Origin of the sequence: Oceaniovalibus guishaninsula JLT2003, assembly GCF_000299575.1 — a bacterium.
GTDB classification, from domain to species: domain Bacteria; phylum Pseudomonadota; class Alphaproteobacteria; order Rhodobacterales; family Rhodobacteraceae; genus Palleronia; species Palleronia guishaninsula.
In genome coordinates this window covers 80,463-100,416 of the sequence record NZ_AMGO01000068.1, presented here as the reverse complement: position 1 = coordinate 100,416, position 19,954 = coordinate 80,463, and the positions used below count along the sequence as shown (strand labels likewise).

Annotated in this window: 19 protein-coding genes; 3 read left to right on the top strand and 16 right to left on the bottom strand. The window is 66.3% G+C overall.

What is annotated here, in order from left to right; translation table 11 throughout:
• Positions 1–271: 271 nt before the first annotated feature.
• From OCGS_RS13950 to OCGS_RS13890, 13 genes are all read right to left on the bottom strand, one after another.
• A complete protein-coding gene (locus OCGS_RS13950) occupies positions 272–1,009 on the bottom strand; it encodes an SDR family NAD(P)-dependent oxidoreductase (RefSeq protein ID WP_007427896.1) in 738 nt (245 codons plus the stop codon).
• Between the two features lie 26 nt (positions 1,010–1,035).
• Entirely contained in the window at positions 1,036–2,286 is a 1,251-nt protein-coding gene (gene codA / locus OCGS_RS13945) for a cytosine deaminase (protein ID WP_007427895.1), read from the bottom strand.
• A gap of 48 nt (positions 2,287–2,334) precedes the next feature.
• On the bottom strand, positions 2,335–3,528 hold the full coding sequence (locus tag OCGS_RS13940) for an MFS transporter (protein ID WP_007427894.1): 1,194 nt from the start codon (positions 3,526–3,528) through the stop codon (positions 2,335–2,337).
• A 139-nt stretch (positions 3,529–3,667) separates the two neighbouring features.
• Positions 3,668–4,822 (bottom strand): baeRF3 domain-containing protein, encoded by a 1,155-nt coding sequence (locus OCGS_RS13935; protein ID WP_007427893.1) that lies wholly within the window; start codon positions 4,820–4,822, stop codon positions 3,668–3,670.
• Between the two features lie 104 nt (positions 4,823–4,926).
• Positions 4,927–6,234 carry an MFS transporter gene (locus tag OCGS_RS13930; RefSeq protein ID WP_007427892.1) on the bottom strand — a complete coding sequence of 436 codons (1,308 nt, stop codon included), beginning with the start codon at positions 6,232–6,234 and terminating at the stop codon, positions 4,927–4,929.
• 193 nt (positions 6,235–6,427) lie between these two features.
• Positions 6,428–7,507: an FUSC family protein gene (locus tag OCGS_RS13925; RefSeq protein ID WP_162136616.1), complete on the bottom strand. Its 1,080-nt coding sequence runs from the start codon at positions 7,505–7,507 to the stop codon at positions 6,428–6,430.
• A 287-nt stretch (positions 7,508–7,794) separates the two neighbouring features.
• Complete coding sequence (locus tag OCGS_RS13920) at positions 7,795–8,382, bottom strand: HupE/UreJ family protein (protein ID WP_007427890.1); 588 nt, start codon at positions 8,380–8,382, stop codon at positions 7,795–7,797.
• 43 nt (positions 8,383–8,425) lie between these two features.
• Positions 8,426–9,193 carry an urease accessory protein UreG gene (gene ureG, locus OCGS_RS13915; RefSeq protein WP_007427889.1) on the bottom strand — a complete coding sequence of 256 codons (768 nt, stop codon included), beginning with the start codon at positions 9,191–9,193 and terminating at the stop codon, positions 8,426–8,428.
• Positions 9,194–9,211: 18 nt separating this feature from the next.
• Positions 9,212–10,039, bottom strand: coding sequence for an urease accessory protein UreD (locus OCGS_RS13910; protein ID WP_007427888.1), 828 nt, complete (start codon positions 10,037–10,039; stop codon positions 9,212–9,214).
• Positions 10,017–10,697 (bottom strand): urease accessory protein UreF, encoded by a 681-nt coding sequence (locus OCGS_RS13905; RefSeq protein WP_007427887.1) that lies wholly within the window; start codon positions 10,695–10,697, stop codon positions 10,017–10,019. Before OCGS_RS13905 ends, OCGS_RS13910 begins: the two co-directional genes overlap by 23 nt.
• Before the next feature lie 2 nt (positions 10,698–10,699).
• Positions 10,700–12,409, bottom strand: a complete 1,710-nt coding sequence (locus tag OCGS_RS13900; protein WP_007427886.1) for an urease subunit alpha — start codon at positions 12,407–12,409, stop codon at positions 10,700–10,702.
• Complete coding sequence (locus tag OCGS_RS15155; protein WP_040611114.1) at positions 12,396–12,716, bottom strand: urease subunit beta; 321 nt, start codon at positions 12,714–12,716, stop codon at positions 12,396–12,398. Before OCGS_RS15155 ends, OCGS_RS13900 begins: the two co-directional genes overlap by 14 nt.
• Positions 12,717–12,949: 233 nt before the next feature.
• The gene (locus OCGS_RS13890) at positions 12,950–13,252 is read right to left on the bottom strand and encodes an urease subunit gamma (protein WP_007427884.1); all 303 of its coding nucleotides are present in this window, start codon (positions 13,250–13,252) and stop codon (positions 12,950–12,952) included.
• Positions 13,253–13,432: 180 nt separating this feature from the next.
• On the opposite strand from OCGS_RS13890, the gene OCGS_RS13885 reads away from it, so the two are divergent.
• Entirely contained in the window at positions 13,433–13,636 is a 204-nt protein-coding gene (locus OCGS_RS13885) for a hypothetical protein (protein WP_007427883.1), read from the top strand.
• Between the two features lie 7 nt (positions 13,637–13,643).
• On the opposite strand, the gene OCGS_RS13880 is transcribed toward OCGS_RS13885, so the two are convergent.
• Together OCGS_RS13880 and OCGS_RS13875 are read right to left on the bottom strand one after the other, a co-directional pair.
• Positions 13,644–14,657 (bottom strand): AI-2E family transporter, encoded by a 1,014-nt coding sequence (locus OCGS_RS13880; protein WP_052026198.1) that lies wholly within the window; start codon positions 14,655–14,657, stop codon positions 13,644–13,646.
• A 2-nt stretch (positions 14,658–14,659) separates the two neighbouring features.
• Positions 14,660–16,180: an alpha/beta hydrolase gene (locus tag OCGS_RS13875; protein WP_238538268.1), complete on the bottom strand. Its 1,521-nt coding sequence runs from the start codon at positions 16,178–16,180 to the stop codon at positions 14,660–14,662.
• Positions 16,181–16,211: 31 nt separating this feature from the next.
• On the opposite strand from OCGS_RS13875, the gene OCGS_RS13870 reads away from it, so the two are divergent.
• Both OCGS_RS13870 and OCGS_RS15150 read left to right on the top strand, forming a co-directional pair.
• Positions 16,212–17,555 (top strand): hypothetical protein, encoded by a 1,344-nt coding sequence (locus tag OCGS_RS13870; RefSeq protein ID WP_007427880.1) that lies wholly within the window; start codon positions 16,212–16,214, stop codon positions 17,553–17,555.
• Between the two features lie 63 nt (positions 17,556–17,618).
• Positions 17,619–18,260, top strand: coding sequence for a hypothetical protein (locus tag OCGS_RS15150; RefSeq protein WP_156801070.1), 642 nt, complete (start codon positions 17,619–17,621; stop codon positions 18,258–18,260).
• Here OCGS_RS15150 and OCGS_RS13865 read toward each other — a convergent pair.
• Positions 18,227–19,867 carry a LamG-like jellyroll fold domain-containing protein gene (locus OCGS_RS13865; RefSeq protein ID WP_040611089.1) on the bottom strand — a complete coding sequence of 547 codons (1,641 nt, stop codon included), beginning with the start codon at positions 19,865–19,867 and terminating at the stop codon, positions 18,227–18,229. The two genes, OCGS_RS15150 and OCGS_RS13865, sit on opposite strands and share 34 nt — an antisense overlap.
• Between the last annotated feature and the right edge of the window lie 87 nt (positions 19,868–19,954).

The following is a 19,954-nucleotide window of genomic DNA, read 5'->3' as shown; positions in this document are numbered from 1 at the left end:
TATTATGTAACATTCTGCTAATATCCGATGGTAGAATGCTTCTGCAATCAGGTATTACCTCGAGAAAGGCATCGTACTCAGCACGGCCGCCTGTCGTAACGCGTGCATGGATCTGAAAAAGCATATCTCGCCAAGGTTTGTTCAACATGCCAAGTTGGCGAGGTCTTCGCCGAAATATCGCGCTGGCTGGCCTGTGTCGAAGAAGACAAGCTTCGTCTTGCTAGGCGCGCAGGTACAGCCGTTCCATAGCTCCGTTTCGTGATGTCGCGGCTTACCGCAGCATCGTGCCGCCGCCATCCGCCATCAGTGTCTGTCCTGTCATGTAGCGACTGTCGTCGCTCAGCAGGAAGGCGACGACCGGCGCAATGTCCTTTTGCGGATCGCCCAGCCGGCCGAGGGGGACCTTGGCCGCGATTTCGTCGTACTGGTCGGGATGGGCCTCCTTCCACTTGGCCACCCCTTCGGTCAGGGCGAGCGGGCAGACGACGTTGATGCGGATGCCGTCCGTCGCCCATTCGTTGGCGGCCACCCGGCTCAGACCGCGGATCGCCTCCTTGGCCGCGGCGTAGGCGGCCTGGTTCGGCTGCCCGTTCAACGCTGCGCCCGATCCGAAATTGACGATGGCGCCTTCGGTCTTGAGCAATTCGGGATGCGCGGCCTTCATGAAGTTCAGCGTGCCCCGAAACCCGGTGTCGAAGGACAGGGCCCAGTCATCGGGCGCCAGCTCCAGCAGCGGCTTCTGCCGCGAGGCGTGGGCGTTGTTGACGAGCCCGGTGAGTTTGCCGAAGGTCGAGACGGCGCGCGCCACGGCTGCGCGCGCCACCTCCTCCTTCGAGATGTCGCCCTCCATGAAGGCGATCCGGTCCGGGTCCATGGCGGCGAGCGCCTTGCCGGCCTCGGCGTCGATGTCAACGGCGAGGACGCGGGTGCCCCGTCGGGCGAGTTCTGTTGTGATGGCGTGGCCGATGCCGGCGGCGCCCCCGGTGACGATGGCGGTGTGGTCCTTCATGGTTCTGTCCTTTCCGCTGGCCTGCGTCACTGGGTCAGGTCGAGTTCGGTTTCGAAGCTCGGGTCGGGGCGTTTGAAGAGGTATTCGCCGTTTCGGATGGAGGCGAGGACGCCGGCGCGCGTGCGCACGGCCTCGAAGGGGGTTTCGGCGTCGAGCACGAGGAAGTTGGCGGGCTTGCCGGTCTCGATCCCGTAGCTGTCCTGGATGTTCATGGTCCTTGCGCCGTTGACCGTGATGAGGTCGAGGCAGCGGCTCAATTGGTCCATGGACATCGTCTGGGCCAGGTGAATGCCGTTGTCGAGGATGTTCATCAGGTTGCCGTTGCCCACCGGATACCAGGGATCGTTGATCGAATCCTGCCCAAAGCAGACGTTGATGCCGCTTTCCCAGAACTCCTTGACGCGGGTCAGGCCGCGGCGCTTGGGATAGCTGTCCTGCCGGCCCTGGAGATAGGCGTTCTCGGTCGGCAGCGAGATGAAGTTCATGCCCGACTTCTGGAACAGGCCCATCATGCGGAAGGCATAGGCGTCGTCGGCCGAGCCGAAGGAACAGGTGTGGCTTGCGGTGGTGCGCCGGCCGATCCCTTCCGTCATCGCCAGTGCGTTGAGAAGCTGCACATGCCGGCTTTGGGGATCGTCGGTCTCGTCGCAATGCACGTCGATCAGCTTGTCGTATTTCATCGCCAGCTCGACGGTGCGGTGGACCGACTTCTCGCCGATCTCGTAAGCCCATTCGAAATGCGGGATGGAGCCGACGCAGTCGGCACCCATGCGCAGCGCCTCCTCGACCATCTCGTCGCCGCCCTCATAGGCGTACATCCCCTCCTGCGGGAACGCGACGATCTGGATGGTGATCTTGTCGGCCAGCTCCTCGCGCAGATCCAGCAAGGCCTTGAGGCCGGTCAGGTTCGGGTCGCAGACGTCGATATGGGTACGGATGAACTGCACGCCGTGGGACATCTCCTCGCGGATGCCGCGCAGGGCGCGCTCGCGGGCGTCCTCCTTGGTCTGGCTTTTCTTGACGTCGTGCCAGCGGGCAATGCCTTCGAACAGCGTGCCGCTTTCGTTGGCGGCACCCGGTCCGCTGCCAGTATAGACGTAATCGAGATGCAGGTGCGGATCGACGTAAGGCGGAACGACAAGACGTCCCTTCAGGTCGATAGTATCGTCAGCCGGCGCCAGATCCGGTCCGATTTCTTTGATGACGCCATCATCCACGGTGATTTCGCAGATTCCGTCGTGCTGGCCATAAATGCGGGCGTTGGTGAACTTTTTCATGGACGGTCTCCTTTACAGGGCGGAAGGGTCATGGCCGAAGGCGGCCGATCAGGCCGGGCGCAAAGTCGTTCTGGACAGAAACGCGACGATGGTGGCGAGAGCGAAGCAGCCGAGCGACAGCCAGACCACGCCCGAGACGTTCGACGAGCCAAGAAAGCCGTCGAGCAGCAGCCCGCCGATCCAGGTGCCGACCATGATCGACAGGTTGAACACGCTCGACTGCACCGAGGTGGCGACGTCCTTGGCCTCGTCGATCTGACGGCTGACGGCGGTCTGGTACATCGTCACCAGCGGCCCGAAGGCCAGCCCCCACAGGAAAAAGCCCGCGATGGACATGATCGTGCTGGCGGGGAAGGCCAGAAATAGCGCCATCGCCGCGCCACCCGCGACCAGCGCCGTGACAATAAGGGGGCGAAGATAGGCGTCGATATAGCGCGCCGAGAGGATCACCGAGATCACCGAGCCTATGCCGAAGATCAGAAGCGCCAGTCCAATGCCGCCGGGCAGGTTCAGCCGCGCCACCAGAAGCGTGATGTAGGTGTAGACGCCATAATGGGCGATGACCGACAGAAAGGTCAGCAGCAGCACGATCAGGATCGTGGGCATGCGGACGATGGCCAAGGGCGAGTTGGCCTTGCTCATCCGCTGGCCTTCGACGGAAGGCAGAAAGACCTGAACCAGCACCCCGATGACGACCACGACCAGCCCCAGCACGGCGAAAGCCGATCGCCAGCCGAAGGTCACGCCGATCGTCGTCATCAGCGGCAAGCCGATGCTGATACCCAGCGTATTGCCCGCCATGATGACAGTAATGGCGCGGCCATGCAGGTTCTCGGGCACAAGGCGCGTGCCATAGGCGGCGATCATCGGCCACATCACGCCCGCGCAGATGCCGCCAAGGATCCGGCATGCAACGATGAGTGTATAGGACGAAGCGAAGGCCACCACGAGGTTCGAGACGGCGAAACCCGCCAGCAGAAGCTGCAACATCAGCTTGCGGTTGACGGACAGCGTCGCGCTGACCAGCGGGATCGCGAAGACCGCCGAAGCCAGTGCGTAAACGCCGACCAGAAAGCCCACGTCGCCCTCGTCGATCCCCAGATCGGCCGCCATCTGCGGCAGGATGCCCGAGGGCACGAGTTCCGACAGGATGCCGACGAAGGTCACGCTCGACATCAGGCCGAAGATGAACCACGAAAAGGTTTGTCCCGCGCGGGGCCTGCTGGCGATGGTCGATGACATGAGACAAGATCCCCAGCGCGCCGATGCGCCTTGGTTGCTAAGGGTTAACCTTCTTAACGGCGCTGATGGTGGGGGGTTCCGCGCGTCAGAACCGGGGGCGGTCTTTCGCCTGACGCGCCCCCGTGGGCGGTTCTTGAGATCAGTATCTCAGAATGGCGGCGACGGACGCATTTTCGGGCAAGTCCGCGTTGGGGACGATGTAAAGCGTGCCGCCCTGCTGCAAGGTGCCGACCGCCGCTTCGTCCAGACGGTCGCGCATCGCATCCCCACCATCCGCACCCGTTTCCGTGCCGGGCTGATGCGAAAAGACGTCCTCTGCCATCAAAAGCGTGTCGATCCGGCCCTCTGCGGCGGCATCGCTCACACCGTCGAGGCCGACCGCCGCGCGCGCGTCGCCGCTTCCGTGCAAGGATGCGAACCGGTCCACCGCCTCCTGCCGCCCCGCTTCGAAATGCGGTCGCATCGCCTCGTAGGCCGCGGCGTGCAGCGCGTCGTCATCCATGGAGCCCGGATTGCGCTCTACCACCTCGGCCAGTAATGGCCCAAGGGCGGAATGCTTGCGGAAATGTCCGCCCGTCTCGGCATCGGCCACCAGCACGACCGGAACGGCGTCGGAGGCGAGCCGGTCTTCCACCGCCGACGCGACACGGCGTATGTATTCGACAAGACGGTCCTTGCGCCAATCCTCGGGGCTGTCGCCCATGACCTCCGATTTCGAGATCGTCTGACCACCCGCTGCCGGTCCGCCCGCGCGAGGCCGCGTCGCCGGCGGCCCTTGCAGAGGGTTCTCGTAATCGGCGCGACCCATCACCTCGGCAAGATCGTCGGGCGCGTCGTCCAGATCCACCCGGTGCATGCCGAAGCGCGACGCATCGTAAAGGCGTACCCGTTCGGCTGTGATCGTCAGGACATGGAAGGCGCCATCGGCCGCAAGAAGCGGCAGCAGCGGCTTCACGTGAAACCCCGAACCGATCACGACGCGTTCATCGAAGGAAAGCGGCACGCGATATTCGTACGGCGCTTCGGCCCCGAGAAAGAGCGCCAGTCCTTCGTTCTGATGCTGCCAGAAGGAATAATCGTCCATCCGGGCCGTGGCCGGCTTTAGTAGCGCGTCGATTTCGGCACCCCGCATCCCTCTTGCCGCAAGCCGGTCGCGCGCTTCCGACAACAGGTTCTTGAGGCGGATCGGCCCCTGCCGGATCTCCGCGCCGCGCACATGGGTGGGCATGAAGATGGAGACGCCCATATCCGGCGTGGCGTTCATGAGGGCAAAGAGATCGGATTTCGTGAACATTGCAGTGTCCTTTCGGTCGGCTGGACGAAAGGCCTGCCCTTTCGCGTCAGTGACTGACTTTATCCAGACCGCTCCTCTCAAGGGTATGCCTGCGACCGCATATTTCAATCGGCGCGGCGGCCGAACCCGGCGTTGCGTCCCATGTCGCGGGTCATGTCGTCCGATTCACCGGGATCGGTGCGCGGATCGAGGCCGGTCGCCACCGGCGCGCCGTCGGGAAACGGAACGAAGGGCCTGCGGTTTTGCGTGGGCCGGGCGCGGCCGTTGCGCGCGCGCCAGAGGACGGCGATCGCGAAAGCCATCGCTATGGAGGATTCCAGCACGAAGAAGGATGCCGTCCCGAAGGCGGACATCGCGGCCGATGCCAGAACCGGTCCGATCACCGCCCCGATCGAATAGACCATGAGCAGCCGCCCCGAAGCGGCAACGTAATAGCGCCTGTCCATCCGGTCGAAGGTCTGCGCCACGCAAAGCGGATAAAGACTGCTGATGGCGCCCCCGAACACGAGGGCCAGACCGCCCGTGACGACGTAGGGTGCGCCTTGCCAGATCGAGAAGGACAGAAGCCCCCAGGTCGCCCCGACCGCCAGAAGAAGGCCGGCCAGCAGGACATGCCGGTCGATCCGGTCGGCCAGCAGGCCCACGGGCACCTGGAACGCCAGCCCGCCCATCACGACCGTGCTGACCAGAAGCGCCGCCTCGGGGACGCCGAACCCCGATTGCCGGGCAAAGACGATGCCCAGCGAATAGAACGAGCCGACGATCATTCCGGCGACGCCCGCCCCCGCCACCCCTGTTCGCGACACCGAAAACAGGGCGGCCACATCCAATACCCGGACTTCGCGCAGGCTCGGTTCGCCCAGCCGTGTCAGGGCGACCGGAACCAGCGAAAGGCCGATCAGCGCCGCGGCGATCATCAGATGCCCCTCCCCGCCCACCGGCGCGAGGTTCACCATCGTCTGCCCTGCCGCGACGGCCAGGTAGAAGGTCAGCATGTAGAACCCCAGCACCCGCCCGCGCGTCTCGTTGGCGCTGCGTTCGTTGAGCCAGCTTTCGATCGCGGTCGTCATGCCGGCGATACAGAAGCCGCCCACGATCCGCAGCATCATCCACCAAAGCGGGGACGGCGAAAGGCCATAGGCAAGGCAGCTTGCCGCTGTTATTGCCGCGAAAGCGGCGAAAGCCCGGATATGCCCGATCCGAAGAATGACGCGTTTCGCCCGCAGACCACCCAGCGCCAGCCCCAGATAGAAAGCGGCCATCACAACCCCGGTCAGCCAGACGGGATGGCCGGCCGCCTCCATCCGCAAAGGCAGAACCACACCCAGAAGGCTGTTTCCCGCATTGAACGCTATCGTTCCGCCGAGAAGGGCGCCGACGGGACGCAGAAGGCTGCTGAGGGCATGTGCCATGGGCCGCTTTCGTGTCCTCACCCCGCCGTCGGGCCGTAGGCAAGCCTAGCCCGAATGTCTGATGGCGCAAACGTGCGATTGAGGTCGGTACGCGTCCGAAGACTGATCGCCGCGTGCCTCGCGTTTCGAAGACTTGGCCGTTCCATCTCGATAGAGACCTGACCGCCCGGTAGTATTCCGGCGCGACAGAAGCCTAGGGCCGCTGCCCTCGTCGAGGCGCGGCAAGATCTTGCGCGACCGTATCGAGATCGGCGAGATCGCGTGCGAGCTGACGGAGGGCGAACTTGGTTCCGAAGAGGCGCGCCAGATCGGGGGTCGGCATGGCTGACGTCAGGCCCTGCTGCCGCATCTCGTCCAGCGCCGCACGATAGTCGCGCACGATCGGCTCCAGCGGCACGATCGGGCCGGCGATGGGACGCCCAAGCAGCAGTGCTTCGATATGGGCCAGCGCCCCGGCGGCACCGTTAGCCGCACGACGCCAAGGATCGGCAAGCGGGCCCGTCAACATGTCGTCGCCTGCACCGCGGGCAGCGCGGCGCAGCATGTCGACATCGTGACGCACCCGTCGCAGAGCGCGCAGCGCACGTTCGGGATCGGGCGTGCGGCCGATGGCAAGTCGCCGTTCCCGCGCCGCTTCTGTTGCATGAATTTCCAACTCGGACAAACCGCGGCGGATTTCGGATGCGCGCGCCGCAAGGGCGTCCCGGCCCGTGTCATCACCCGGAGCCATGGCGCGCAGCTGAGCGCCGAGCAGTCCCACCACCCGCGCCGCCTTCAGGACGACCAGGCGCGAGGCCCGCGCGGGAAGCACCAGCGCGCCTGTCACAAGTCCGACAACGCAACCAAGCGCCACGCCAAGCAAACGCTCGACGGCCAGGATCTCGGCTCCGACCTCGAAGCCCGGTGATCCCAGCAAAACCACGGTGGCGGTGATCGGCGCGATCAGGAACCCGACCGAAAACGCCGTCAGCACAGATAACGGCGCGAGGGCAAGCGCAAGGGCCAAAGCGGTCGAGGAGGGATCGTCCGGCTTGAGAGCAAGGGCAACGATGACGGCGACGGCCCCCCCGAGAACCGACCCCGCTCCCTGCTCGAACGCCTTGCCAAGCGAACTGCCGATGTTGCTTTGCGTCACCGCTATGGCGCTGATGACAGCCGAAAGTTCCACCGGCAGCCCGAATGCATAGACAATCGCAAGCGTAGCGACGCCGGCAACAACCATGCGGATCGCGTGAACCGCCCACCATCCATGGCGGTTGAACAACTTTCTCATCGCCGCGCGCATTCGTCTTCAGCATCTTCAGCCAAGACACTACCCCGGCTCGGGAAAGGGTGGACCGACCCCGCTCCATCACATGTAAAGCGGAACTGGAACGCAAGTCGATCCACGTCTAGCGAGGTCGCACGGAACGTCATCATCGCATCAGGCGTCTCAAGACTGGACGTTCCGTGAAAGCCTTATCGCCATGGCCTGCGGGCCGATTGGCCGGGTGATCAAGGCCGCGCCCAGGCACACTTTCAGTCGGGGGCAGGCAGGTTGCCTGTCCCCGACATGCCGGTTCATCCGAAGGCGAGCACGACGCCTGCGACCGCGACGCCCGTGCCCAACCCGCGCGTCACGATGTGCCAGCGACCGCCGTTCCGGCCTGCAATCCGACCTGCAAGAAGGCCGATCGCTACCCCCAAGGCATGAAGCAGCACGGTCGCCAGGACAAAGCCCGCGCCGAACCGCAAGGCACCCGCGCCGCCAAGTTCCGTGCCGTGGGCAAAGCCATGGAACAGCGCGAAGACACCGACGACCACAGCGCAAACCCGCAGATCGACGCGCACCGCAAAGGCGACGGCAAGTCCAAGCACGACCGTGGAAGCAAGGATCATCGGCTCGACCACGGGCAAAGAAGCACCGCTTAAAGCCAGTGCAAAGCCTGCAATCATCACGGCTACAAAGGCGGTCGGCACCGCCCAGACCGCGCGCCCGCCAAGCAGGCCGGCCCAAAGCCCAACCGTGACCATGGCAAGCAGATGATCGAGACCGAAGAGCGGATGGGTGAAGCCTGCGGCAAAGGAACCATAGGCGCCGGCCGGGACATGCGCCGCAGCTGGCGTCGCTGCAAGGCCGAGGCAGACGATAGGAAGAAGGCGTTTCATCGGGGGGATCCTTTCTCGATGGAGAGGTGAAGGCATGTAGGGGTCACTCATGCGCGTGGTGGTGCGCCGGTGTGTGGGTGTGATCGTGCCGATGACCGTGCCCGTGGTGGTGGTGATGGCCGTCGTCATGCGCATGGTGGTGCGGGGCCATCGGGCCGGGGTCGATGGGAACGTGACCGCCTGCGGCAAAGGATTCGTGCAGCCCGCGCACCCAGTCGCAAAGTTTGTCCACCGTCTCGGGGCGCTTGCGCGACAGCGCCAGGACCGGCGCGCCGTCGCGGGCCCTTTCCGCATCGGCGACCATCTGCTCCACGTCCACATCCACATGCGGGCCGAGGTCGATCTTGTTGATGACCAGCAGATCGGCGCGCCCGATTCCCGGTCCGCCCTTGCGCGCCACGTCGCCGCCGCCGGCAACGTCCAGCACGAAAAGCTGCGCGTCCACCAGGGCGGGCGAGAATGTCGCCGTCAGGTTGTCGCCGCCACTTTCGATCAACACGATGTCGAGGGGGGCGAAATCGCGTTCCATATCCTCGACCGCCATCAGGTTCATCGTCACATCGTCGCGGATCGCGGTATGCGGGCAGGCGCCCGTCTCGACGGCGCGGATGCGTTCTTCGGGCAGGACGCCCGCGGATTTCAGAAAGCGCGCATCCTCGTCGGTATAGATGTCGTTGGTGATGACGCCGATGGCGAACTCGTCGCGCAGATGCCGGCAAAGCGTGGCGATCACCGAGCTTTTGCCGGTGCCCACCGGGCCCGCGACGCCGAGGCGCAGGGCGCGGCGGTCGTTTGTCGTCTGGTCGGTCACGTGTCGTCCTCCTTCATGTCAGATCGCCCAGGGCGAGCCGAGTTCGTTCAATCCACGGATCAGCAGGCGGCGCAGCGTCAGGCTGTCGGCCGCCACGGCACCGATGGCGATGCCCGGTCCGGCCAACGGCGTCAGCGCCGCGTCGCGGTCGAAGGGCGCGGCCGATGGCGGCGCATCCCCCCAGCCGGGATCGACCGCCACGACCGACCCCACCGCCTTGGCATTGCCCAGCACCGCCGCGCCGTTCCAGCCGGTCGAAGCCGGGCCAAAGGACAGCCGCTGATCGTATAGCGCCGCGCCCGCGCGGGTGATGCGCAGACGGCTGGCGAAAGCGCCCGGCGCCTCGCCGTGACGGCCCAGGATCGTTTCCTCGCGCAGGACCAATCGCGCCGCGGGGTCCATCGCGATGCGCACGTTATGGCAATGGTCGCAGCGGCCGGCGGCGATGATGGGTTCGGGCCACCAGACGAAGGTGGCGTCCCGTTCGATGCGGATGTCGATGGACATGCGCGATCGGCCGCCGGTCGCGCCCGGCAGCACCAGCATCGCCGCCACTTCCTGCAACACCAGCGTGCTGCCGGCCCCGACATGAATGTCGAGCGCGTAATCGTCCCCGCCGAGCGGCCCGGCCGTTCCCGCCGCCAGCGAGATGCGGGCGACATCGTGGCGGCGGTGGGTCAGCGGCTCGGCCCCCTTGGGGTTGGAGGGGCGCAGCACCAGCGGCCCGTCCGAACGCAGCGTGCGGATGCGGCTGGTGCGGCCATCGGCGGACCGCTCGCTGGCCAGCGCGGCCCGCGCCACCATCCTGTTCGCGGCGGCAGGTTCAGGAAGCGAAGAGACGAACATCGCTCCTCCGGTGATGCTCGGCGGCGATGTCGGCCAAGGGCGAACCGGGCGACGGCAGATCGGCGGCCGGACCCGCCGCCGCGTTCGCGGCAATCCCCGCCAGCTGGTCCAGCCGTCCGGCCATGCGCGCGATGATGGCGTGAACATCGAACGGATCCACCCGCATCACCTTCGCGGCCGCGGCGGCGGCGCCTGCGTTGTTTTCGTGCAGGATCGCCAATGCGGCGTCCCTGGGGTCCAGACCCAACGCCGCCGCGACCACGCCCAGCACGACGGGGTGATGAGGGGCCGCGCCAAGGGCGGCATAGTGCGGATGCGGATGGACCGCGCCCATCGCGCGGCGCAACTGCCGCCCCAGATCACGCGAGACCTTGCGCAGTTCCGCCGACGGGATGCGCGCGTCGAGCTCGGTTTCCAGGCCGGCCATCGCGGTGATGTCATCGCGGGCCGCGCAGGCGCAGGCGGCGGCGGCGAAGGCGGCGACGATCAACCCCGCCGTTTCGGCGCGCCCGATCAGGAACCGTTCCAGACCGGCCATATCGACAACCCGACCCGACGCGACGGCAGGTTCCAGCCCGCCCGAATGGGCATAGCTTCCGGCGGGCAGGCGGCCATCCGCAAGCAGCAGCAGCGCCGCCGATCCCCCCCCGTCCCGCACGGTCAGAACAGGAAGTAGCGTTGCGCCATCGGCACCACATCCGCCGGTTCGTGGTCGGCGATCTCGCCGTCGATCCTTACCGAATAGGTGTCGGGATCGACCTCGATGCGCGGCAGCGCGGTGTTTTCCGGCATGTCTTCCTTGGTGCGGCCGCGCGTGCTTTCGATGGCGACGAAGCGGCGGCTGGTGTTGATCCTGTCCGGCAGGCCGTCATCCATCGCCGCCTGCGAGACGAAGGCGACCCCGGTGGCCCCGGCGGCGGGCGAATGGACGTTATAGCCGACCCGCGGCATCACCGGCTGCGGCGTCGGGATCGAAGCGTTGGGATCGCCCAACGCCGCGCTCGCCACCATGCCGCCGGTAAAGACGGTATGCGGCCGGACCCCGAAAAGTGCGGGCTGCCACATTACGATATCGGCCTTCTTGCCGACCTCGATCGACCCGATCTCGCGTTCCAGCCCGTGCGCCACGGCCGGGCAGATCGTATATTTCGCCACATAGCGCCGCGCGCGATGGTTGTCGGCACGGTCGTCTCCCGGCAGCGATCCGCGCAGCTTCTTCATCTGGTGCGCGGTTTGCCACGTGCGCATCACCGTCTCGCCGATACGACCCATGGCCTGCGCGTCCGAGGACATGATGGAAATTGCGCCCATATCCTGAAGGATGTCCTCGGCCGCGATGGTGCCCGCGCGCACGCGGCTTTCGGCGAAAGCCAGGTCGTTCGGCACCTGCGGGTTCAGGTGGTGGGCGACCATCACCATGTCGAGATGCTCGGCCACCGTGTTGCGCGTGAAGGGCCGCGTGGGGTTGGTGGAGGCGGGCAGCACGTTGCGCTCCCCGGCGATGGAGATGATGTCGGGCGCATGCCCGCCGCCCGCGCCCTCGGTGTGGAAGGCGTGGAAGGTGCGCCCGGCGACGGCCTTGAGCAGATCCTCGACAAAACCCGCCTCGTTCAGCGTGTCGGAATGGATCGCGACCTGCACGCCCGATTCCTCGGCCACCGACAGGCAGGCGTCGATCACGGCGGGGGTCGAACCCCAGTCCTCGTGCACCTTGAAGCCGCCGACGCCGCCGCGCAACTGCTCCCACATCGCTTCCTTCGACATGGTGTTGCCGCGCCCGAGGAACAGCACGTTGACCGGCCAGGGATCGAACCCCTCCAGCATCCGCGCCATCCACCAGGCGCCCGGCGTCGCCAGCGTGGCCTTCGACCCTTCCGTCGGGCCCGTGCCGCCGCCGGTGACGGTGGTGACGCCCGAGGCGAGCGCCAGTTGCAGCATCTGCGGCCCGACGAAGTGGACATGCGTATCCACCGCGCCGGCCGTGGCGATCAGGCCATTGCCCGACATGATCTCGGTCGAGGGGCCGATGACGAGGGCGGGGTCGATGCCGTCCATCGTGTCGGGGTTGCCGGACTTGCCGATGCCGACGATGCGCCCGTCGCGCACGCCGATATCGGCCTTGATGACGCCCCAGTGGTCGAGGATCACGGCGCCGGTGATGACGAGGTCGGGCGTGCCCTCGGCGCGCGTCGCGGCGGACTGGCCCATCGATTCGCGGATCGACTTGCCGCCGCCGAAGACGGATTCGTCGCCGCCGCCCGAACGATCCTCCTCGACCTCGATGGTCAGGCAGGTATCGGCCAGGCGGATCCGGTCGCCCTTGGTCGGCCCGTAGGACGCGACGTATTCGCGCCGGTCAATTCTTTGCATCGTCCAGCCCCCCACGGCAAAGTCCACGCAGTCCCAACACGATGCGCCGTCCCCCGATCGGGACAAGCTCCACCTCCTCGACCGCGCCGGGTTCGAACCGTTCGGCGCCGCCCGACAGCACGGCAAGACGCTTGCCCCAGGCCGCGTCGCGGTCGAATTCCAGTGCCGCGTTCACCTCGGCGAAATGGTAGTGCGATCCGATCTGGATCGGGCGGTCCGACGTGTTGGCGACCCGCAGCGTCGTGACCTCGAGCCCCTCGTTGATGATCACGTCGCCGTCGGCATAAAGGATCTCGCCGGGAACCAGCGGCTCGGCCTCGTCGTCCAGCGGCGCGTCCGATTTGCGGCGCGGCGCCTGGCGTGTGCCGCCGCCGGGACGGCGCGGTTCACTGGGCGCGCTGACGCCGGAGGACCGGGTCTGTTCGGGCGCCTCGGAACTGGTCCGGTCGTAGTCGCGTCCGGGATCGTCGGTCGGATGCCGCGCCACGCCGCCGCCTGCATTTTCGGACAACAGCGCGGCGAAGGGATTGGGTTTCAGGGTCATCGGATCGGCTCCGTCACGGTGACAAGCTTGGTGCCGTCGGGGAAGGTCGCCTCGACCTGGACCTGGGCCAGCATCTCGGGAACGCCTTCCATGACGTCGTCGCGGCTCAGCAGGTTGCGGCCCGATTCCATCAGGTCCGTCACGGTCTCGCCGTCCCGCGCGCCTTCGAGAAGATAGGATGTCAGCAGCGCCGTCGCTTCGGGCAGGTTCAGCTTCAGACCGCGCTCCCGCCGCTCCAGCGCAAGTTTGCCGGCGGTGTAAACCATCAGCCGCTCTTGTTCGTGCATGCTGAGCAACATCTTCGTTCTCCCTGGGTCTTCGGCCGTGTGCAACAAGATCATGTTGACCTTCCAACGTCCCGGTGTCACCCGCAAAATGACAGATCGAAAACGGGGATGGACGACGCGCCGCTCTGCATGTCTGTTTCCGGCGGAGAAGAAACCTATCCTTTCCCCCCATCCGCGAACGAGGAACGAACGATGGCATATCACGGAAAATACGAGGCGCCCGAGGACATCCTGAAGGACGACGACCTTGGCCGCGAGGACAAGATCCGCATGCTGGAGCAATGGCGCGACGACAAGACCGCCTATCTGCGCGCATCGGGCGAAGGCATGGGCGGCGAGGTGAGCGCCGATCTGCTCAAGAGGATCAAGAAGGCGCTTGCGTCGTTGCGGGAATGATCGGGCGTCAGGGGCCGTCGCGCGCGTCCCCGTCCAGCAGGTCGTTCACATAGATCATGCGCGACGCGATCAGAATGACAAGCAGCATGGGCGTGGCCAGAAGGACGCCGATAAATCCGAACAGGATGCCGCCCACCACCACGGCCAGAACCGTCAGCGCGGGCGGCAGGGCGGTGGCGCGCTGCTGGATGAGCGGCATCAGGACCTGGCCGTCGATCTGCTGGACGACGACAATCAGGATCACCACGTAAAGCGCATCGACCGGGCTTTGCGCGAAGGCGATCAGAACGGCGGCGGCACCGCCCAGGAAGGGGCCGAGGATGGGGATGAAGTTCGTCAGCCCCGCGATCAGCCCCAGCGCGATGGGCAGCGGTATCCCGAGCGCCCAGAGGCCCACACCGATCATCAGCCCCACCGCGACCATGTCGACGAACTGGCCGATCAGCCATTTCCACAGCCCCTTCTCGACCGCGTCCAGCACCTCGGCCGCGCGCCTGCGCCGGCGGGTTGGCACCAGATGCAGCAGCCCCCGGCGATAGAGGCGCGGATCGAGGGCCAGATAGATGCCGACCGACAGCACGACGACCGTGTTGGCCACCACGCCCACGGCCCGCGACAGCGTTCCGCCAAGCGCGCCCGTCACCGAAAAGTCGCCGCCGCCCGTCAGGTTCGGCGTGTTGTCCAGCACATAGGCGCCCCAATCCGTCCCCGCGATCGCGACGCGCAGTTGCGCCGCGGCGTCGGGCAGAACCTCGATCACCTCGCCCAGCCGGGCGGCCATGCGCGGCCCTTCCGACATGAAGAACCCAGCCAGGCCGGCGACCAGCAGCAGGCATACCACCCCGACCCCGGCATTGGGCGACAGCGGTGTCCGGGACGCGATCAGAAGGCCGAGGTTGCGCAACAGGATGGCCAGCAGGATGGCGGCGAAGACCAGCAGCAGCACGATCAGAAGCTGGCCGAGCAGGATCAGCAGGACCAGAACGCCGATGATCGCCATGGCGGTGCGAAAGGCGTTCATGTTCACAGGCGCGATCCCGCATCGACGAAGGCCCCGCCGGCGGGCGGTCGGCAACCGGGGCTTCGATCCGATCCGCAATGCGCCTGAAGGCGCGCGATCTCGGATCGGGGCCAATCGAGGCCCAGCACCGCGGCCCATGCGGGGATATAGTCCTCGGCGACGTAGTTGTGCCCGTAACCCGGCGCCACATCGGTGGCGAGCGCCATGTCCAGTGCAAGTTGCAGCATCGTCACGACCGGCATCCAGCTCAGCTCATCCGACACGTCGAAGGCCGGCGGTTCGCGCATCCACTGGGGACGACGCCATGCGGCAGCGGGTTCGTAGAAGACGATGGGATCCGACGCGTATTGCAGGAACACGATGCGCATTCGCCCCCATCCCCCCGGCGCGATCCGCGTCCGCTGGTCGGCGAACCGCACAAGACGCCCGTTTCCGACCCGCGGCAGCACATAGGGGCTGTCGGGGTCGCGTCGCGCGGTCGCCCGCCGCCACAGATCGGACGGAAAGGGCGGCCCCGCCCAAAGCGCGCCGTCGATGGGGTTGTTGACCAATTGAAACAGGTCCACCGCATACATGGACGACCACGCGCCCAGCGACAGGCCGTGCAGATAAAGCCGGGGCCGGGCATCCTCGGGCATCTGGTCCCAGCGTTCGGTGACGGCGCGCATCAGGGCGAGCGACTGGTCCAGTCCGCGCTCCGTCTCGAATACCAGGGCGAGCGGCGAGGTCAGATAGGAATACTGCACCGCGACCGTCGCCACATCCCCATCAAGCAGATATTCGACCGGCCCGTGCGAGCCGGGGTCGAGCCATCCCGTGCCGGTGGGCATCGCGACGATCAGGTTGGCACGGTCGAACGCGCCCACGCGCTCCATCTCGGCCACGGCGATGGCGGCGCGATCCTCGGGCGTCTGTGCGGCCTCCAGCCCGACATAGATCCGCAGGGGCGCCGTCGCCTGCCGGCCGGTGAACGCCGCGATTTCGGCCTGGACCGGCCCCCGCAGCACGAAGTCGCGCCCCTGCGCGCCCATCTCGCCCCAGTCGATCAGCGATCCCGGCCCGCCCGACGCGCGGGGATCGGAGGGCGGCGGCCCGTCGGGTTCGAAGAAATGGGCCGCACGCGCAAGGCTGCGATCCACCGCCCCGAATGCGGCGTTGACGATCCCGTCGCGCGTCACGACCAGCAGGATCGCCGCCGCGATCAGGCCGCCCGCCAGGTTGGCGACACGGCGCGGCATGAACGGGACAAGGCGCGCGCGCAGCCAGTCGAACATCAGGCCGATGGCGCGACCCGTCACCAGCAATGCCGCGAAGATCGCGACCGCGATCAGAAGCGTGCGGATCGCGTGCGCCCCCTCGACCGGGGGCATGCCGACGGCCAGCCGGACGGAACTTTGCCATTCGCTTACATGGATCGTGTTCCATGCGACAAGGGCAACCATGGGAAGAATGACGCCAAGGCGCAGAGCATCCGCGCGGCGTCCCGTCGCTTCGGGCAATTCCAGCAGCCGCCAGACCAGCATCCCGATGCTTCCGATCAGATACCCCACCGCCATGACGATCCCGCAGATCGCCGGCCCCGTCGAGCACGATCGCCCGCTCGCCGGTGGGCGTGGCGCCGGGCGTCAGCACCGGATCGCCCCGCGCGGTCAGATCGTTGCCCAGCCCCGACCCGTCGAGCCAGCCCGCCACGTTGCCGCCCGAAAGCGTCACGTTCACGTCCGATTCGTAATGCGCCACCAGCCCCGCCGTCACCGGCGACAGAAGATCACCGACGCTCACATCCACAACCGCCACCGCCGAGCCGTCGTCGTCCGCCGCGGCCTCGTCCTTCCAGATCCTGATCCGCCGCTCGGTCAGGTCGTTCTTGCCGTTGCGGTTCGATCCGACGATGAAATCGACGGTCTGTCCCGCCTCGACATGCAGGCCCGGCAGATCGAGTTCATAGCGGTCCGCGATCACCCGGCTCCAGACCTCCTTGCCGTCGATGCGGATGGTGACGTCGATGCCGTCCTTGCTGGTATCCTGAACGTCCCACCATGCCTCGACCGAGAAATCCATGGTTTCGGGAGCGGTAAAGCGCTCCATCACGGCACGGCCGGTCTTGGGATTGCTGCCATCGGCAAACTCGGCCGGCCGCAGGTTGTCCTCGGTCGCCATGACCGGCTTTTTCGTGCCTTCCAGATACGGCCGCCAGACGGTGCCGGACCGTTCCTGACCCGGCGCCATGACCATCTGCGCCATCTTGCCGTCGCCGCGCACGTCGTACCAGGACCAGTTTCCCTCGAAGGTCATCGACCCGTCGGCCGAGTTGGTCACGGCGAATTCGAGATAGCTGTCGCCCGCCAGACGCGTGTCCTCCAGCATCACCTCGTCCCCCAGCGCGATCGCATGGTCGGACATCAGGATCACCGGCGCGTCGTCGTCGATGCGCACCGTGCCGTCGATCCTGTTTCCGCGCGCGTCATAGGCGGTGACGCCTCGGGCCAGCGTGACATCGCGCGCGGCGCCCCAAAGCACCATGGCGGTGCTGCCGAAACCATACGCGAAGGTCAGCGCATCGGGGCTGACATCGCGGGCCTCCCCGCGGTCGAGAACCGTCGCCATGATCTCGAACGCGTCTCCGCCAGGGGTCAGGACGCCCTTTTCGTCCATCAGTTCCATATGCGGATATGCCTTCTGCTTGCGCAGGGCATACCAGGTGGCGGTCTCGACCCCGGCCCCGGCCATGGCCGAGACCATGCGCACCAGATAACCCGGCGCCTCGTCCGGCGCGGCGAAGTTCGCGCCGAATTCGGTCGCATGGATCGGCTGCACCCTGTCGCCCATCGCTTGCCTGAGAATATCCAGGTGGTCGCCCACATGCTCGGGCCGGGAGGTGTAGGGATGGATGGCTAGACCGTCGGAATAGTCCAGCGCGCCCCGATCGAACGTCGCGCTCAGATAGCCGACCGGGATGGAATGGGTCGCGCCGCCCAGGATCGTGACGTCGGGATGGTCGTCTTCCAGCCGGTCATGCACCGCCTTCAGCAGATCGACGTAATAATCCGCGCGGTCGTCCAGCCGGGCCCGTCTCACCGGGCCGCTGACGAAGTTCTGGCCGTTGAATTCGTTGCCGATCTCGATCACGCCGATGCTGGGAAACTCGTCCAGCATGGCGGCGACGAAATCTGCGAACGCTTCGCGCCCGGCGTCCGTATAGGGCGTGCGCCCCCCGTCCACATGCGCCTTCGGGCGGCCGAACACCATGATCTGCGGCACGCCCGCCTCCGCCAGCTTGTCGGGATAACGCATCGAGCCTCGGTCGAACTCGTAGATGCCGGCCCTGACCTCGATGTTGCTCCAGCTTACGCCGTCGCGCACCAGGTCGATACCGATATCCTTGGCAAAGGGCAGGATCGAGATCGGCCAGCCCTGATTGAAGTGAGTTACCGCGCCAAGTTGCAATCCGTCATCTCCTGTCGTCGCGCTGCAAGGGAAGGCCCGCATGCAGGACGCATGGTCGGGGCCGGGTCTTTTCGTTCATCGGGGCCGTGTCATGCGGTCCCGCCTTGCGGCGGGACGCGCGATCACCCGAAGTCGAAATCGTCGATGCGGGTATAGGTCACTTCGGCGATGGCGATGTCCGAGTTGTTTTCGCCGTAAGACCGCTCGGTCGAATGGCCGCGGCCATGCTCGAATTGCGTCGCCTCGATCACCAGTTGCGAGAAATAGGCATCCGCGTCGATGTCGATGGGATAGGTGCCGTAGCTGCCCGCCGCCGCCTTGTCGCGGCCCAGCATGCTCAGCTCGGGGCCGATCAGCCCCGAATCCACGATCCGGCCCTGATCGTCGAGGGCGGTCCACTTGCCCGTCTCGGATCCCTTTTCGCCCTTGATGCGGGGGCCTTCGTGAATGCCCATCAGCGCCACGTCCAGCACCACGTCCGTCACCGCGCCGCCGAAGTCGATGACCAGCTTCTCGCTCTTGCCCCCGTCGCCTTCGTAAAAGTCGATCTGGCCGTCCCAGCGTCCGCCCTTGATCCCGAAGCTGTCGTCGCGGTGCTGGTTGCCCCACGCCACCTCGGCCGGCCGACCCTTGAGGTTGTAGCCGACAAGCGTCACGCCATCGCCCCATGTCTGGTTGCCCACCGGGCCCGAAAGGACGCCCTGCCCGGCCACCAGTGTGACCGTCTTGCCAGGCGACCCGCCGCTGCCGCTGTCGTTGCCGCTGCCGCCGCTGCTGGCGCCGCCGTCGTGTCCGCCCGGACCGCCGGTGTTGCTGTCGCCCTTCCCGCTGGCCCCGTGACCGTTGCCGCCCCCGGCATCGTCACCGCCACCGCTCCCGCCAAGAACGTCTGCAATGTCCACCTGGATGTCGATGTAATCGCTGAACGCTTGGCCATCGAATGCCTTGACCCGCAAGGTATGGCTGCCGCTGTCATCCGCGCCGGGGGCGAACTTGATCTTGTTGCCTGCGATCGTCGCCCATGACGGATCGTCCTCGAACTTGAACACCAGCGTGTCCCGGTCGGCGTCCGAAAAGTAGCGGCTCAGTTCCATTCCCTTGCGCTGCCCTTCCGCCATGGACAGGCCGCGCCCGTCGATAAGGGCTTCGGGGGCGCTGTTGCCGGGGACGGTCGGCGTCGGTGCGGGCTCGGGTTGGGCCTTGTCCGGCGCGCCGCCATGCAGGGCGCGGATGCTTTCATCGGGCAGGGCGGTATCGAACAGCCGGACGTTTTCAACCGATCCGTCGAGATCATGCTTCAGACGGCCCGTCGTTCCCGAAGGGGACGCCCAGTTGTTGGCCCCGACGACGATCTTCTCGTCATTGCCGTCAAGTCCGCCCCGATAGCCGTTGCTGTCGACCTCGTCGCCGTCGAACCACAGCGTCATGCCGTCATCCCCGAATGTCAGCGCGATGTCGTGTACCCGGCCATTCTGGACCCGGCCGCCCGCGACCGTGTGCGATCCGTCCTCCGATTGCAGGCGGGCCACCACATGGCCCTTCTCGATCATGATCGTCATATGTCCGCCATCCCCGAATTGCCTGGCATCCCTTGAAAGAAGACCCTGCCGGGACGAGGCATCGGCGGTGGTGAAATTCAGCGCGACCGTGCCTTGCGAAATATTCCAGCCGGCATCGTGGTCCAATACAGCCGCCTTGCCGCTTTGCCGGCCATGGGACCAGATCGCGTTTCCAATATCGTGGGCGTCCGTTCCATTTCCCATATCCGCTATCCTTGTTCTGACATCCATAAAATCGTTTCAGACCGACGCAGTGAACGCGCGGGGCAATCACCTGACAGCCTGTCCGGC